Raw genomic sequence first — 15,987 nt, forward strand, 5'->3', positions numbered from 1 at the left:
CAGGCAAGAGTGCCGGCCATTATAACGAGGGGGCTGGGCGCTCGCGCTGCTTTGTCGCGGCGCCGGTGGCCTGTACGGTTAGTTGATCAATTGAACTAGCCACGCAGGCCACTTGTCTGACGCCGTCTGTAGTCAACGGCGGCAGCGGGGTAACCGGTCAGGCGAAGACGAAGTACTTGCGCACCGTCTCTACGACTTGCCAGGTGCCACGGAAACCGACTTCGAGGACGAAGATGTCGCCGGCCTTGAGGTGGATCGGCTCTTGGCCTTCCGGGGTGAGGATGCAGTAGCCCTCCTGGAAGTGGCAGTACTCCCAGCGGTCATATTCCACTTCCCAGGTGCCCGGCGTGCAGATCCAGGTGCCCATGATTTTTTTGCCGTCTTCGGAGGTGTAGGCATTCAGGTTCACCGTGTGCGGGTCGCCGGCGACCTTCTTCCACTTGCAGGCATCCAGCACCGGTAGCGGATGAGTGTCTCTGAGTACGGTGATCGGGTTGGACATGGGGCTTTTCCTTGGCAGGTGAGAGGGGCAGGTGAGCGGTGGGTTGCGCGGTTAATATAGGCGCGCGCGCCGGGCCGGGAATGTCTGCAGCCGACCTGCTATGGCCTGGTTCCCGCCACTGCCAGATCTGTGCGCCGTGCGGGTTACCGCGGCATAGGTGTTGGCCGCGATCATGGAATAGTCATTCGGGAGTGTTGTGCATGTTGCGTCTCCATACCCTGCTGGCCGCGTTGTTCGGCTTTAGCGGCGTGGCCCTCGGGGCCTTCGCCGCCCATGGCCTGAAAGCCCGCCTGTCGGTCGAATACCTGGCGGTGTTTCACACCGGCGTGCAGTACCAGCTGGTGCATGCGCTGGCCCTGCTGGCGGTCGCCTTGCTCGGCACCCAGCTGCCGGGGCGTCTGCTGACAGCGGCGGGAAGTCTGTTCGCCCTGGGCATTCTGCTGTTCTCCGGCAGCCTGTATCTGCTGGTGCTGAGCGGCATCAGCAAGCTGGGGATGATCACCCCGTTCGGCGGCCTGGCCTTTCTGGCGGGCTGGTTGTGTCTGGGGTTGGCCGCCTGGCGCGCGCCGCGAGCGAATTAAGCTGACTGCAGAGTCAGGCCTCTGGACGAGCGGCGCCCTTTAGCCTTGGTCATCGTCGGTGATCGGGCTAGAATGCCCGCCCCCTCTCCAGTTGTGACCGCTCTGCCATGCACATTCAGTTGAACGGTGAATCATTCGAGCTGCCCGATGGCCAGACCGTCGAGGATCTGATCGGGCGTCTGGACCTGGCCGGACGCCGCGTGGCGGTCGAGCTCAATCTGGATATCGTGCCGCGCAGCCAGCACGGCGCCACCGCGCTGCGCGACGGTGACCGGGTCGAAGTGGTACACGCCATCGGCGGCGGTTAACGCCCAGCCGCGACAGTGCAGCCCCGAGAGCAATAGACCAGGCGACAGCAGCGCCTAAGCCCAAGAGGATTTCCGATGAGCCACGTTCGTAGCGACAAGCCTTTCACCCTGGCCGGCCGTACCTATCAGTCGCGTCTGCTGGTCGGCACCGGTAAATACAAGGACCTCGATGAGACCCGTACCGCCATCGAGGCCTCGGGTGCCGAGATCGTCACCGTGGCGGTGCGCCGCACCAACATCGGCCAGAATCCGGGCGAGCCCAACCTGCTGGATGTGATCTCGCCGGATCGTTACACCATTCTGCCCAACACCGCCGGTTGCTACGACGCCGCCGAGGCGGTGCGCACCTGCCGCCTGGCGCGCGAGCTGCTGGATGGCCACAAGCTGGTCAAGCTGGAAGTGCTGGCAGACGATAAGACCCTGTTTCCCAACGTGATAGAGACCCTCAAGGCCGCCGAAGTGCTGGTCAAGGATGGTTTCGACGTGATGGTCTACACCAGCGATGACCCGATCATCGCCCGCCAACTGGCCGAGATGGGCTGCATCGCGGTAATGCCGCTGGCCGGCCTGATCGGCACCGGGCTGGGCATCTGCAACCCCTATAACCTGCGGATCATCCTCGAGGAAGCGAAAGTCCCGGTGCTGGTCGATGCCGGCGTGGGCACCGCCTCGGATGCCACCATCGCCATGGAGATGGGCTGCGAGGCGGTGCTGATGAACAGCGCCATCGCCCACGCGCAGAACCCGGTGATGATGGCCGAAGCGATGAAATACGCCATCGAAGCCGGGCGCCTGGCCTATCTGGCCGGGCGCATGCCGAAGAAGCTGTATGCCAGTGCCTCGTCCCCCCTGGAAGGCCTGATCCGTTAGCAGACGTTGAAAGCTACTGCGCTCGGCTATGCGGCGTTGAAAGCAGACTCGGCAAGCCGCTTGCGGCTAACGCGCTTTAGCGCGGCCCGTAGGGCGAGTGAAACGAGTAATGCTCATGTACAGTCGTACATTGCGCATCCTCGCCTGCTTTCGCCTTGCCTAGCCGTCGCTCGCTACGCTTTCAATCGTCCGCTAAGACAGCTTAAAAACCACCGATTTTGAAGAGCACCCGATGACCGAATCGCACGAACCCTCGGCTCCGGCCGAGGACAAGCGCCACTTGCGCACCATCAAGAGTTTCGTGATGCGTGCCGGGCGCATGACCGAAGGCCAGCAGCGCGGCCTCGATCTGGGCTGGCCGAAGTTTGGCTTGAAGCTGGAGGACGGCGCTCAGGATTTCGATGCGCTGTTCGGCCGTCAGGCGCCGCGTACCTTCGAGATCGGCTTCGGCATGGGCCACTCGACCCTGGAGATGGCCGCCGCTGCGCCCGAGCAGGATTTCATCGGCGTCGAGGTGCACAGGCCCGGCGTCGGCGCGCTGCTCAACGGCTTGATGACCCAGAACCTCAGCAACGTGCGGGTCTACAGTTGCGACGCGCTGGAAGTGCTGCGCAACTGCGTGTCCGACGCCAGCCTCGATCGCGTGCTGCTGTTCTTCCCCGACCCCTGGCACAAGGCGCGCCATCACAAGCGCCGCATTGTCCAGCCGGCGTTCGCCGAGCTGGTGCGGCAGAAGCTCAAGGTCGGCGGTGTGTTGCACATGGCCACCGACTGGGAGGCCTATGCCGAGTACATGCTGGAAGTGATGAACGTAGCGCCGGGCTACCGCAACCAGGCGGCTGACGGCGGCTGCGTGCCGCGTCCGGCCGAGCGGCCGATCACCAAGTTCGAACGCCGTGGCGAACGCCTCGGTCATGGCGTATGGGACCTCAAGTTCCAGCGCGTCGACTAACTCAGTACAGCTTTCACGCGCCGAGCGATCGGCGCGGCATGGCGTAATCGCGCCACAGGGACGATTCAAAAGATCGGGATAACCCGGCACCAGGACGGCTCCTCACCAAGCCAACAGCATAAAGCTCGATCTATTCATGGTCAGAGCACCAAAAAAACAGCGGCGTATGGCTTATACGTCGTGAGGAGAATGTTGTGTTGAGAACCCTACCCATCCTGCTGCTGGCCGGCGTCGTGCTGCAGGCGCAGGCCAAGGTCGACAGCGTCCAGGCCGCGCGCCTCGGTCAGGACCTGACGCCGCTTGGCGGCGAACGCGCCGGTAACCTGGCCGGCACCATCCCCAGTTGGCAGGGCGGCCTGGCGCAGCCGCCGGCCAGTTATCAACCGGGCATGCACCATCCCGACCCCTACGTCGATGATGCCCCGCTGTATCAGGTCAATAGCCAGAACCTCGGCCAATACCAGGCGCAGCTGCCGCCGGGTCTGCGGCTGTTGCTGGAGCAGAATCCCGACTATTACCTGCGCGTTTACCCGACCCGGCGTAGCGCTGCGGCGCCACAGCGGATCTATGACGCGACGCGCTTCAACGCCCTGAATGCCGAGTTGATCTCCAACGGCAACGGCGTCGCCGGAGCCGCCGCCGGGGTGCCTTTCCCGCTGCCGGAGAACGGCCAACAGGCGATCTGGAACCACATCATGCATTACCGCGGCAACCAGATCCGCATGGTCACCAACCAGGCGGCAGTGCTGTCGAGTGGCGCTTACAACCTGCTCAAGCTGGAACGCGACGTGTACTACCTCTACGGACGCGAAGGGGTCAGTCCGCAGGACCTGGATAACACCCTGTTCTATTACAAATACAAGGTGGTCGCGCCGTCCAAGTTGGCCGGCTCGGCACTGGTGGTGCAGGAAACCCTCGATCAGGTGCTGGCGATTCGCAAGGCCTGGCGCTTCAACCGCGGCGAGCGGCGGGTGCGCCGTCTGCCGAGACTGGCCTACGACAGCCTGCAGCCGGACAGCAACGGCATGGCCACCGCTGACCAGGTGGATGTCTATAACGGCGCGCCGGATCGCTACCAGTGGCAGCTGCTCGGCAAGCAGGAAATGCTGGTGCCGTACAACAGCTACGCGGTGCACCAGAAAGGCATTGCCTACGACAACATCCTGCGACGCAATACGGTCAACCCGGAGCTGCTGCGTTATGAGCTGCACCGCGTGTGGGTGGTCGAGGCCGAGCTGCGCAAAGGCTTCAGCCATCCCTACGCCAAGCGCCGCTTCTACCTGGACGAGGACAGCTGGCAGATTCTCGCGGTCGATCTGTACGACAAGAATGGCGAGCTGACGGGGCTGCAGGAAAGTCATTCGATCAGCTACTACGAGGTGCCGATGTTCGGCAGTACCCTGGAGACCATTTACGACTTCAAGGACGCGCGTTACTTCGTCGATGGCCTGGACAACAACGAGCCGATGTACGACTTCAACGCCCCACTGAATCCGCGCGACTTCACTCCGCAGGCCTTGCGCCGCGAAGGCAACTGAGGCACGAGCCGATCGCAAAAGCCGCCCAACTGGGCGGCTTTTTGCTGTGCGCGGCGCCGTCCTCGCTTGTGGCGATTAGGTGCTGGTGCGCGAGAAGTAGGTGCCCCTGGGTGGGTGTGGTGGCCGCGCCAGGGGTTGAGTGCCAGGGCTTGAGTACCAGGCACTCGGCGCGCCAGCCGGTGGTGCCGAGCCAGCGCATTGCACATCAAGCAGGTCAGGCGGCGGCGTACACCACCAGCTCCACCAGCATTTCCTCGCGGGCCAGGCCGGCGATGACCATGGCCGCGCGGTTGGGGTAGGGCGCGCTGAAGTAGTCGGCGTACACCGCGTTGACCGTGGCCAGGTAGCTGCGGTCGGTGACGTAGATCAGCACCTGGGTCACCGCGTCCATGCCCAGGTTCGCGCACTCCAAGGTGTGCTTGAGGTTGTCCAGGGTCTGCCGGGTTTGCGCCTCGATGCCGCCGGGCACCACCTGGCCCTGAGCGTCGATGGGAATCTGCGCGGTGTACAGGGTGCCGTTACCGATCACCGCCCACTCCAGCGGGGCTTTTGACGGGAACAGTTGGGTTTTCACGACCTGTTTCATGGCGTGCTCCTACTTTTTGCGGAATAAAAAAGAGGGAGGCGACGGCTGCCGCGCTCCCTCGAAAGGTGGGGATTAGAGCCCTTGTTCGTCGGCCATGCGCCGGGCGATCTGCGGTGCGTTCCACAGGGCCGGCAGCAGCACCAGGGACACCGGCACGGCGGTGATGACGATGAACGATTGCAGCGCGCTGATGCCGCCCGAGCCGATGGAGATCAGCAAGGCCGCCACCACGCCCATCATCACGCCCCAGAACACCCGGACTTCTGTACGCGGGTGATCGGTGCCGGTCATCACCATGGAGATGGTGTAGGTCATCGAGTCACCGGTGGTGGTGACGAAGATGATGGTGAGGATCAGGAACAGCACCGAGATCAGGTAACCCAGCGGCAGCTGTGCGGTGATCGCCAACAGGGCGCCGGGCAGGTTGAAACCGGCGAAGGCTTCGGACACCGAACCCGGGTTGCTCAGCTCGAAGGCCAGGCCACTGCCGCCGACTATGGTGAACCAGAAGCAGGTGATCAGCGGCGCGACTATCGAGATCATGGTCACCAGCTCGCGGATGGTGCGACCACGGGAGATGCGCGCGACGAACATCGCCATCAGCGGGCCATAACCGAGGAACCAGCCCCAGAAGAACACCGTCCACCAGTCCAGCCAGGCCGGGTCGGCGCGGAAGGTGGCCATCGGGATGAACTTGTCCAGGTAGATGCCCATGGACTGCAGGTAGGCATCGAAGATGAACGCGGTCGGGCCGAACAACAGGATGAACAGCATCAGCCCAACTGCCAGCACCACATTGAGATGGCTGAGCAGTTTGATCCCGCGGGTTACCCCGGACACGGCGGAAATAGTGTAGGTCGCCACCAGTGCACCGATGATGATCAGCTGGGTGCTGTAGTTGTTGGTGATGCCGAACAGCTTTTCCAGGCCGAAGCTGACCTGCAGGCCGAGGAAACCGATCGGGCCGATGGTGCCGGCGACCACGGCAATCACGCAGCTGGCGTCGATCAGGGCGCCGAACCAGCCGCTCATGACGCGCTCGCCAAACACCGGGTAGAGCAGGGTGCGTGGCTTGAGCGGCAGGCCTTTCTCGTAGTGCAGGTGCATCAGCACGATGCCGCTGAGGCTGCCGAGAATCGCCCAGGCGAGGAAGCCCCAGTGCATGAAGCTCTGCGCCAGCGCGTTGTAGGCCGCCTGCGGGGTGCCCGTCGCACCACCGTACAGCGGCGGTGGCGAGAGGAAGTGGGCCATCGGCTCGGCCGCGGCCCAGAACACGCCGCCACCGGCCAGCAGGGTGCACATGATGATCGACACCCAGGTGTAGGTGGACATCTCGGGGATGGCCAGGCCGCCCAGGCGTACGCGGCCGGTGCGGCCCATGGCCAGCAGCAGGCCGATGACGAAGGTCAGCAGCAGCAGCACCTGCCAGTAGGCGCCAAACAACTTGGTCGACCAGGCGAAGGCGGTATTGACCCACTGGGTCATCAGTTCGATGTCCCACAGCGCGATAATCGCGAAGAGTAGAACAAAGCCACCGCTGAGAAGAAAGACCGGTACATCCACGCTCTGCAGCAGCGTGCTTTTGCCACTGTCGACAGCCCCCATCTGGGCCGCCTGCGATTTGCTATTCATAGTGTTCTCCTGACAAGAATTTTGTACTTGTTGAGTTGTTCAGGACAGTTACGGAGCAGGCTTGAGGCCTTGCTCCAGGGTGTTGAGCCAGTTGAGACCCATCACCTTGGCGGTGTCTTCGGCGCTGAAACCGCGCTGCAGCAGGCCCTGGGTGATTTTCGGGAAGTCGCGGCTGTCGCCGAACCAGGTCAGCGGCTTGGGCCAGTCGGCGTTGCTCGCCGAGCCTTCGCCGTAGTCGACCTGCTTCGACCAGCGACCGCTGCGCATCCACTCCAGCACCGACTGCGGCTGGTTCTGGCACAGGTCGGTACCGATGCCGATATGCTCGATGCCGATCAGGTCGGCGGTGCGTGCGACCATGTCGCAGAACTGCGCCAGGGTGCAGTCCGAACCGTTATGCAGGTGGAAGGGGTACAGGCTGAAGCCGAGCAGGCCGCCAGACTGGCCCAGTTCACGCAGCACGGTCTGCGACTTGTTGCGCTTGGCCGGGTGGAAGAACTCCGGGTTGGCGTGGGAGATGATGATCGGCCGGCTCGACAGCTCGATGGCTTCCAGGGTGCTGCGCTCGGCGCTGTGCGACATGTCGATAAGCATGCCGACCCGGTTCATCTCGGCGATGGCCTGCTTGCCGAAGCGGGTGATACCGCTGTCGCTGCCCTCGTAGCAACCGGTGGCCAGCAGGCTCTGGTTGTTATAGGTCAGCTGCATGATCAGCAGGTTGAGCTGGCGGAACACCTCGATCAGGGCGATATCGTCCTCGATCGGCGAGCAGTTCTGCGCGCCGAAGAAGATCCCCACCTTGCCCAGCTGCTTGGCCCGACGAATGTCGGCGGCGCCCGCCACCGGCATGATCAGGTCGCCGTGTTGCTCGAAGCGGCGGTTCCATTCACCGAGACGGCTTAAGGTCTCGCGCGCATTCTCGTGGTACACCAGGGTCACGTGCACCGCAGTGACCCCGCCTTGGCGCAGCTGGGTGAACAGCTCGCGGTCCCAGTTGGAGTACTGCAGGCCGTCGATCACGATCAGGTCGTCATGCATGGCTGCGCCCTCAAGCACGGATATAGGTGGTCTTGACCACGGTGTAGAACTCGCGGGCGTAGCTGCCCTGCTCGCGCGGGCCGAAGCTGGAGTTCTTCCGGCCGCCGAACGGCACGTGGTAGTCGGTGCCGGCGGTCGGCAGGTTGACCATCACGCAGCCGGTCTTGGCGCGGCGCTTGAAGTCGCTGGCGTACTTCAACGACTGGGTCATGATCCCGGCGGTGAGGCCGAAGTCGGTGTCGTTGAGGGTGGCCAGGGCCTCCTCGTAGTCGGCGACCTTGATCACGCAGGCGATCGGACCGAACACCTCGTCGCGGTTGATCTGCATGTCGTTGCGGGTCTCGACGAACAGCGCCGGGCGCATATAGAAGCCTTGGTACTCTTCCTCGATGCGCTCGCCGCCACAGGCCAGCACCGCGCCGTCGGCCTTGGCCTGCTCGATGTAGCGCAGGTTCTGCTCCAGCTGCTTGCCGTCGATCACCGCGCCAATCTGCGTGCCTTCGCGCAGCGGGTAGCCGACCTTGAGCTGACCCATGCGCTCGACCAGGGCGGCGACGAAGCGGTCGTGCATGCCGGCGGTGACGATCAGCCGCGAGGAGGCGGTGCACTTCTGCCCGGTGCCGAAGAAGGCGCCGTTCAATGCGCAGTCCACGGCCAGGTCGAGGTCGGCATCGTCGAGCACGATCAGGGCGTTCTTGCTGCCCATTTCCAGCTGGCAACGGACGAAGTTGGCGGCGGTGGCGCAGGCCACCTTGCGCCCGGTTTCGACCGAGCCGGTGAAGCTCAGGGCATCGATCTTGTTGGAGTGGATCAGCGCGTCGCCAACCGTGGCGCCGCTGCCCATGACCAGGTTGAAGGTGCCGACCGGCAGGCCCTGGCGGGCGATGATTTCAGTCAGCGACCAGGCGCTGGCCGGCACCGCGTTGGCCGGCTTGAATACCACGGCGTTGCCGAAGGCCAGCGCCGGGGCGATCTTCCAGGCCGCGGTGGCCATGGGGAAGTTCCACGGGGTGATGATGGCGACCACACCGACCGGCTCGCGGCGGGTTTCGATTTCCACGCCCGGACGCACCGAATCGGCGGTCTCGCCCATCTGCCGCAGCACTTCGGCGGCGTAGTAGTGGAAGAACTGGCCGGAGCGGTAGACTTCGCCCATGCCTTCGGCCAGGGTCTTGCCTTCTTCGCGGGCCAGCTGCTCGCCGAGTTCGGCCTTGCGCGCAATCAATTCGTCACCGATCGCGGTCAGCACCTGATAACGCTGCTCCAGGCCGCTGCGCTGCCACTCGAGTTGACCGGCGATGGCCGCGTCGAGGGCCTGCTCGATTTGCCCGGCGTCGGCCTGGGCATAGTCGCCCAGCACATCCTGGATGTTCGCGGGGCTGATATTACGGATAGTCGCGGAGCCCGTAAGCCACTCGCCATTGATGTAGTTAGCAAAGATATCGCCGGACATATGCACCTCCTCTCAAACTGTTAGCGAATGGTAGGCGCCGTTCTCAATAAACTAAAATCAGTTGTAAATATTGTTTGATAAGGAAAACTTACCGTGCTTCCCGACCTCAAGATCGTCCAGCTGCGGCACTTCGTCTGGGTGCATGAGCTGCAAGGCTTTCATGCCGCGGCGGAAAAAGCCCACCGCACCCAGCCGGCGATTTCCCTGTCGATCCGCGACCTGGAGGGCAAGCTCGGCCAGTCCTTGTTCGAGAAGCGCAACGCCCGCGCGGCCAGGCCGGAGCTGACCCCCTTCGGCGTGCAGTTCATGGCCTACGCCAAGGAGCTGATCGCCCACCATGACCGGGTGATCAAGGACATGAGCCTGATCGCCCAGCACAAATCCGGGCATTTGCGCATCGCCTCGGTGCCGTCGATCGCCAGCCGCCTGTTGCCGGATATCCTCACGCGCTTTATCGGCGATGCCACCGACCTGCACGTCAGCCTGTTCGACGACAGCTCCGAGGTGGTGCTGGCGATGGTCGAGAATCAGCAGGTCGACTTCGGCATTGCCAGCCTGTGGGAGGCGGAGAGCGACATCCGCTTCATCCCGATCTGGGAGGACAGCATCGGCGTGGTCTGCCGCAGCGACCATCGCCTGGCCGGCGAAGCCGAATTGAGCTGGCAGCAACTGCGCGGCGAGCGGCTGATCGGCAACGGCACCTCGCGCCTGCTGGCCGGCACCGAGGCCGAAGAGCTGGTGGCCGATGCGCAGTTCTATATGTCCAACATGATCTCGCTGCTGGCCATGCTCGAAGCGGGCATGGGCATCACCACCTTGCCGCGTTTCGCCTTTCCGCCGGAGCACAGCCAGTTGCGCTTCATTCCGCTGAGCGAGCCGCTGGTGACGCGCGACATCGGCATCGTCTGCCTGGCCAATCGCTCGCTGCCGGTGGCGGCCCAGGCGTTGTTCGACTTCATCCTGCGCGACAACGAACTGGACCCGAGCGCGCTTTAATCTGATCGAGATAGCCTTCTAGATAAGTTTCCCTTATCGGCTGATAGGGCGATCTGAATTGCCCTGTGGCGGCCCTTGGACCACCATCGACGGCAGCTAACAACAATCCACCGTATCCCGCTTGGCCCCCAACAGGCCGCAGCGCCGGCTACGGTTTGCGCCAGTCGAGGTCCAGCCCATGAGCACTCCTTCCAGCATCGATCCCGCCAAGCGCGGGGCCCAGGCGATCCGCCTGCGTCCGGCCCATGTGGTCATGGACCTGGAACGCCTCGGCAGCCTGCACCAGAGTCGCCTGAGTTTCATGCGCTGCCTGGTGCGTAAGATCATGCGCGAGGGCTGGCAGATCGAGGCGCGGCGTTTCGAGCTGGATGCCGAGGGTTATGGCACCGTCATCTACCGCATCCAGACCACGGGCGACCTGTTCAGCTTCGTGCTGTTTTCCCAGTACCTGGACCCGGACAAGCGCAACGACCGGGTGATCGCCAGCGAGTGGGACCTGACCATGGCGCTGTGCGAGGGCGAGGTGGACGACACCTACGTCGAGTACCTGCGGCAAAACGTGCCGTTGCAGGAAGCCGGCCGCCTGGACGCCAAGGTGATGGTGCTGTCGCGGGCCAACCGCAGCGTGCGCAACTTCGACAGCGTGGTGGCGGCCCTGAGCGCCGGCCAGCAGCCCGAGGTGGAGCAGATCGCCAAGGTCGGCTACCTCTATCGCACCACCGCGGTGTACGGCAGCGGCAAGCTGGGCATGGCCGACTGGGAGAAAGTCAGCAGCAAGCACCCGGACTTCGCCCGGCCCTTCGCCGCCGAGATGTTCAACTGCTTCATGCTGCGCAACTTCAGCCTGCAGCAGGCCGAGCACATCGCCCGCCAACGTGCGCCTGAAACGGCCGTGGCGCTGCAGCCGCAGCTGAAACGCTACTTCGGTATCGGCAATTCCACGGGCCTGGGCATGGCGCCCTACCTGATCAATCACCCGCAGCTGATCAGCCGCTGGATTGAGATGCGCGAACTGGCCCTGGCGCGCGTGCGCGGCCTCGGCCAGGTCACCGCCGAGCGTCTGGCTCGCCTGCAGGTGCTGGTCGAGCGCGGCACCGCGCATATCCAGCAGACCGTCACCGAGGACGACTGGCAGACCGGCAACAACCGGGTGGTGCTGGAAGACTTCGCCGCGCTGCAGGACTGGCTCGCCAGCCACCCGCTGCACAGCTGGGAGCAGCTGTCGAGCTGGGCCGAGCAACAGCTCAGCCTGCAGGGTCAGGAGCTGCTCAACTGCATCCTGCTGGAGCTCTACCCGGAGCTGGTCGACAGCCTGGAGGACAGCTTTTCCCTGGTTGAATCCCTCGAGTTGCAACCACAGATGCCGGCCGCCGAGCTGCAGGCGCTGATCGAGCGGCACTACGCCTGGGCCCTGGCCATCGACTTTACGGCCGACGGCGCCAGCGAAACCTTCTGGTATCGCTCCGAGGAGAAGCAGGAGCCGCGCCTGGGCAACTGCAACCTGGAGAGCGGCCGCGACAAGCAGATGCCCCTGGGCATCGGCTACCTGGCGCAGCAGTGCCATCGTCAGCTCGGCGCCTATTTGGCCGAACATCCCGCGCAGTGCACCGCCAGCTTCCTCCTCCGTCACCCCGAGCAGCGCGGCATCGTGCGGCGCATGCAGAGCATGGCCAAGACCCACTACGGCGAGATCCAGGCCAACCTGCTGGACCGCGAGGTGCTGCCCATGCACCTGCTGCGCTGCAAGCTGGCCTTCTTCGGCGTCAGCAAGTTCGATCCGCGCTCGCGCCTGTGGGTGCGCAACACCATGTTCCAGGGCGCGCCGCTGCTGGAGGATATCGGCCAGCCGTTCGAGGACGACTGGTTCCTGCCCCTGGCCCCGACTGCGGAGAAGCGCTGATGTTGATCTCGTCGAATGAACTGACCTCCCTGCTCAAGCGCGTATTCGAAGGCATGGGCTATCCCGTCGGCTACTACGAAGATGCCGCCGGCCTGGTGAAATGGCTGCAGGTGCATGGCGAGCAGGGCTTCGGCGAACTGCAGCGCGCCTTGCCCTATGTCGCCGACAGCCAGAGGCCGGCGCTGGAACTGCTGGCCGAGGAGAGCCAGGCGCTGCTGTTCGACTGTCATGGCCGCAGCGGCCTGAACTGCCTGCCGAGCATCGTCGAACTGGCGCAGACCAAGGTGCTGGAGCAGGGCTGCGTCAACGTCAAGGTGCGCAACTGCCACAACCGCAAGTTCATCCTCAAGCTGCTGGTCGACTGCGCCCGTCAGGGCATCAGCGGCTTGGCCTACTGGCAGAACGGTAAGCAGCCGGTCAGCGAGCATGTCGCCAGCATCGCCGTCGGCGCCCGCTATCCGAGCTACAGCGAGGCGTTGCTGGTCGATCCTGCCACGGCCGACACCCAAACCCTGACCCTGCTACTCAGCACGCGGATCGACCTGCAGGGGCAGTTGCACGGCAGCGCGGGTCAGCGCAGCGGCTATCGCCAGGTCAGCCCGGAGCAGTTCGCCCGCGCCGGCGAGGGCGCCCTGGAAGGCGGCATGGATATCTCCATCGAGCTGTGGCAACAGCTCAACCAGCTGGCCGAAGCGGTGCTGGTGGAGAACTCCGAGCAATCGCGCAGCGGCGCCGGTGGCCGTTAACAAGCCGTTGAAAAACGACTGCGCTCGGCTGAGCGCGCCCTGTCTCGCCTGCGCTCGCTACATTTTTCAATGGCCTGTTAAGGCTAGTATCACGACAACGTTTAAATGTCGGTTAATCGCGGTCGTACCGCTGTACCGCGATCCCTGTAGGGTGGGTTAGGCGCATGCTACCGATCGCGATGAGCCTGCAAGATCCGTTGCGGCGTAACCCACCATCGGCGCGACGCAGGCCTATCGCCTGGTGGGTTACGCGGCGTGCCACCCTAGCGCGGCCTGATCGTTCGCAGGTTGGCGCCGCTAACCCACCCTACAATGCTCCGACATTGCATGATTGACACGACACTAGGTAGATACACGCCTTGACGGACTACAGCGGCAGCGACTGCCTGGCGCTGTTGATCGTGCTGGGCGGCAGCCTGGTGCAGGGGCTGCTGGGCATCGGCTTCGGCCTGCTGGCGGCGCCGCTGCTGTATCTGCTGGACCCCAACTACGTGCCCGGGCCGATCCTGCTGCTGGGCTTTCTCCTGGCAAGTTGCATGCTGCTCGGCAACCGCCAGTCGCTGGCCTGGCGTCGACCCATGCCGGCCATTCTGGCGCGATTGCCCGGTGCCTGGTGCGGCGGCCTGTTGCTTGGCTTGCTACCTGCCGCCTGGCTCGGCCTGCTGCTCGGTGCCTGCGTGCTGCTGGCGACCCTCACCAGCTACCGCTGGCTGGAGGTGCGCTGCAACCCGCGCAACCTGGCCATCGCCGGCTTTTGCTCGGGGCTGATGGGCACCGCCACCTCGGTCGGCGGCCCGCCCATGGCGCTGGTCTACCAGAGCTGCAGCCGCATCAGCGCCCGCGATGAACTGGCCGCCTTCTTCCTGCTGACCACCCCGGTCTCGGTGCTGTTCCTGCTCTATCAGGGCCGCATGCCCCTCGATTACCTGCACAGCACACTCAAGCTGGCGCCTGGCGTGGTGGCCGGCTATGGCCTGGCCCGCTGGCTGGACGGCCGCTTCGACAAACGCAGCCCGCGCCAGCTCTTGCTGCTGCTCTCTTTGCTGGCGGCAAGTGGTTTGTTGATGCACAGCCTGTGGCGGCTGCTGGCTTAGGCGCGAGGCCGCAGCGTTTGCGCGACTGAACAGGCGGTGGACAGCCTGATGGCAAATCAGTAGCTTCGCTGAAGCTTGCCGTCTATGTCGCGTTTCTCCCCGACTGATGCCGCGTTTGCTGCGACCATCTCTTTGCTAGACAAGGGCTTATCGGGCGACAAGGAGCGATTAGCGACAAGCAGTCACTGCAGAAGCGCGACATGGCATGTCGCCTAATTATTAGTTGTGCATAAAAGGCTAAACGTTGTGGATACCAACATTCATAAGCAAAGAAGAAATCTTATAGGAGTATCCCTAGGTCTAGTCATTTACCAACTATCGGGCGGGGAAGTCGAACCAATATCATTTCTCGGTGGCGGCATAAAGCTAGAAAGTGGCCAGGCCATAATAATCCTTGCATATATTGCACTGGTATATTTAATTTGGCGTTACTGGCTGTACGCAAAGCCTTTGCACGAAGAGTTTCGCAAAATAGCCCAAGAGCGCGTATCAACCTCGAAGTCATACCGCAGGATGATAAGCCCTCTAATCAATGCCTTTAAAAACGAAGGAGGTGTTGCTTACAAAGAGGGGTGGGGTGCCGCGATGGGAATTGAGATCGCAGAAAATACGAGCCAATTCCGGTAATCGTATCGGTTGAGCATAAATTTTTAAGCCGTCAATTGCATATTAATGTAGAAAACCCCATGGGTGAATTTCACCCCGACAGCGTCACACATAACATCGCTTACATTCCTTATGAATATATGAGGATTAAGGCTTACTTATCTGTCATGGCAACCGACAAAACATTCTCTGATCTATTCATCCCTTACGGGCTTAGCGTTGTGGCAATCGTTACTGCTATATTTCGAGTACTTTATGCATAGCAAGTCACTCAGATAACTAAAGGGTCTGATTTTGATCAGAATGCTCAAAATTGGTTGTCGGATATGCAAGGGACCTTACGAACTCAATCGGTAGGCTGCTATTGCACTTCATGTAGCAGCTAAAAGGGGCTCTTGGATGCAGCAAAGCTGCGTTCGTTTATTTAGACGGTAGGGCGAAAAGAAAGTGGAATCCCAAGAATTAATAAACTCCTTTCGCAAACAACTTGATCAAGTTGAAACGCAAGGTGGGCAGCAGATTCAGGTTTCTGCACTGCGCACGTATCTTGATGCGCTAGAGAGGGATGCTGGCGCGTCTCAAGAATTCAGGCAGCGAGATCATGAGGGAATGCTTGCCCACTATGTTGCCGAGAATCAACACAGCATTGAAATGCTTAAGGCTGTACTTGAAGCCGGAAAGAGTGCGCTTCACACGTTGCTAATTATCAATGGCGGAGCAGTTGTCGCCTTGCTAGGTGTTATGAGCAACCTTGTTGGCAAGCCCGGGGCACTGTTCTTGCGCAGTATCTTGCCCTCCCGCTGCTGCAATTTGGTATTGGTGTGCTCGTCGGCGCTCTGGGTTTTGCATTCCGCTACCTAAGTCAGGCTTGCTACTCCGAGAGTTCAAAGGACAAGGATAAGTACCAAGTATTGGGTGATAGGTTTCGAGATGTGGCAATCCTATCGGCACTGTCTGGCTATGTTCTTTTCGGTTTCGCGATGGTTAATGCATATCATGCGATCATATGGGCGTTTTAGCGAGGTAGCCTGGGAATGGTTTGGTGGAAAACGCTTCGCGGTTTTCCACCCTACGCGCACTTGGGGGTTGTGTAGGGAGGACAACGCTTGCCTGTCCACCAGCCTCTGCGATTGGCCGCGTCGGCTCGCTTGAGGGCTAGGGCGGTCGTCAGCCTGATGCCGCACG

Annotated in this window: 16 protein-coding genes; 11 read left to right on the forward strand and 5 right to left on the reverse strand. The window is 62.5% G+C overall.

The genetic code is table 11. The features are described from left to right. Positions 1-157: 157 nt before the first annotated feature. Positions 158-502, reverse strand: coding sequence for a cupin domain-containing protein (locus FBY03_RS09100; RefSeq protein WP_147171875.1), 345 nt, complete (start codon positions 500-502; stop codon positions 158-160). Positions 503-702: 200 nt separating this feature from the next. Here FBY03_RS09100 and FBY03_RS09105 point away from each other — a divergent pair, with 200 nt between their 5' ends. The 5 genes from FBY03_RS09105 to FBY03_RS09125 all read left to right on the forward strand — a co-directional run bounded on the left by FBY03_RS09105 (position 703) and on the right by FBY03_RS09125 (position 4,751). Continuing rightward, the gene (locus tag FBY03_RS09105; RefSeq protein WP_147171876.1) at positions 703-1,083 is read left to right on the forward strand and encodes a DUF423 domain-containing protein; all 381 of its coding nucleotides are present in this window, start codon (positions 703-705) and stop codon (positions 1,081-1,083) included. A gap of 107 nt (positions 1,084-1,190) precedes the next feature. Further along, positions 1,191-1,391, forward strand: a complete 201-nt coding sequence (gene thiS / locus FBY03_RS09110; RefSeq protein ID WP_147171877.1) for a sulfur carrier protein ThiS — start codon at positions 1,191-1,193, stop codon at positions 1,389-1,391. A 75-nt stretch (positions 1,392-1,466) separates the two neighbouring features. Then, positions 1,467-2,261 (forward strand): thiazole synthase, encoded by a 795-nt coding sequence (locus FBY03_RS09115; protein WP_147171878.1) that lies wholly within the window; start codon positions 1,467-1,469, stop codon positions 2,259-2,261. Positions 2,262-2,541: 280 nt separating this feature from the next. Continuing rightward, on the forward strand, positions 2,542-3,213 hold the full coding sequence (gene trmB / locus FBY03_RS09120) for a tRNA (guanosine(46)-N7)-methyltransferase TrmB (RefSeq protein WP_218570767.1): 672 nt from the start codon (positions 2,542-2,544) through the stop codon (positions 3,211-3,213). Between the two features lie 194 nt (positions 3,214-3,407). Beyond that, positions 3,408-4,751 (forward strand): DUF1329 domain-containing protein, encoded by a 1,344-nt coding sequence (locus FBY03_RS09125; protein WP_147171880.1) that lies wholly within the window; start codon positions 3,408-3,410, stop codon positions 4,749-4,751. 214 nt (positions 4,752-4,965) lie between these two features. On the opposite strand, the gene FBY03_RS09130 is transcribed toward FBY03_RS09125, so the two are convergent. From FBY03_RS09130 to FBY03_RS09145, 4 genes are all read right to left on the reverse strand, one after another. Continuing rightward, on the reverse strand, positions 4,966-5,337 hold the full coding sequence (locus tag FBY03_RS09130; RefSeq protein ID WP_147171881.1) for a RidA family protein: 372 nt from the start codon (positions 5,335-5,337) through the stop codon (positions 4,966-4,968). A 72-nt stretch (positions 5,338-5,409) separates the two neighbouring features. Next, positions 5,410-6,969: a BCCT family transporter gene (locus FBY03_RS09135; protein WP_147171882.1), complete on the reverse strand. Its 1,560-nt coding sequence runs from the start codon at positions 6,967-6,969 to the stop codon at positions 5,410-5,412. Between the two features lie 48 nt (positions 6,970-7,017). Continuing rightward, complete coding sequence (locus FBY03_RS09140) at positions 7,018-8,007, reverse strand: membrane dipeptidase (protein WP_178090609.1); 990 nt, start codon at positions 8,005-8,007, stop codon at positions 7,018-7,020. A gap of 10 nt (positions 8,008-8,017) precedes the next feature. Then, positions 8,018-9,460, reverse strand: a complete 1,443-nt coding sequence (locus FBY03_RS09145) for an aldehyde dehydrogenase family protein (protein ID WP_147171883.1) — start codon at positions 9,458-9,460, stop codon at positions 8,018-8,020. Between the two features lie 93 nt (positions 9,461-9,553). On the opposite strand from FBY03_RS09145, the gene FBY03_RS09150 reads away from it, so the two are divergent. The 6 genes from FBY03_RS09150 to FBY03_RS09175 all read left to right on the forward strand — a co-directional run bounded on the left by FBY03_RS09150 (position 9,554) and on the right by FBY03_RS09175 (position 15,663). Then, complete coding sequence (locus tag FBY03_RS09150; protein WP_147171884.1) at positions 9,554-10,456, forward strand: LysR family transcriptional regulator; 903 nt, start codon at positions 9,554-9,556, stop codon at positions 10,454-10,456. Positions 10,457-10,634: 178 nt separating this feature from the next. Further along, on the forward strand, positions 10,635-12,356 hold the full coding sequence (locus FBY03_RS09155; protein WP_147171885.1) for a hypothetical protein: 1,722 nt from the start codon (positions 10,635-10,637) through the stop codon (positions 12,354-12,356). Next, complete coding sequence (locus FBY03_RS09160) at positions 12,356-13,102, forward strand: DUF3726 domain-containing protein (protein WP_025163440.1); 747 nt, start codon at positions 12,356-12,358, stop codon at positions 13,100-13,102. Before FBY03_RS09155 ends, FBY03_RS09160 begins: the two co-directional genes overlap by 1 nt. Positions 13,103-13,461: 359 nt before the next feature. Then, complete coding sequence (locus FBY03_RS09165; RefSeq protein WP_147171886.1) at positions 13,462-14,196, forward strand: sulfite exporter TauE/SafE family protein; 735 nt, start codon at positions 13,462-13,464, stop codon at positions 14,194-14,196. Between the two features lie 246 nt (positions 14,197-14,442). Continuing rightward, positions 14,443-14,823, forward strand: a complete 381-nt coding sequence (locus tag FBY03_RS09170) for a hypothetical protein (RefSeq protein ID WP_147171887.1) — start codon at positions 14,443-14,445, stop codon at positions 14,821-14,823. A 426-nt stretch (positions 14,824-15,249) separates the two neighbouring features. Then, the gene (locus FBY03_RS09175; protein WP_178090611.1) at positions 15,250-15,663 is read left to right on the forward strand and encodes a hypothetical protein; all 414 of its coding nucleotides are present in this window, start codon (positions 15,250-15,252) and stop codon (positions 15,661-15,663) included. Positions 15,664-15,987: the final 324 nt, after the last annotated feature.

The sequence above is a fragment of the Pseudomonas sp. SJZ079 genome (assembly GCF_007993865.1).
Classification (GTDB): domain Bacteria; phylum Pseudomonadota; class Gammaproteobacteria; order Pseudomonadales; family Pseudomonadaceae; genus Aquipseudomonas.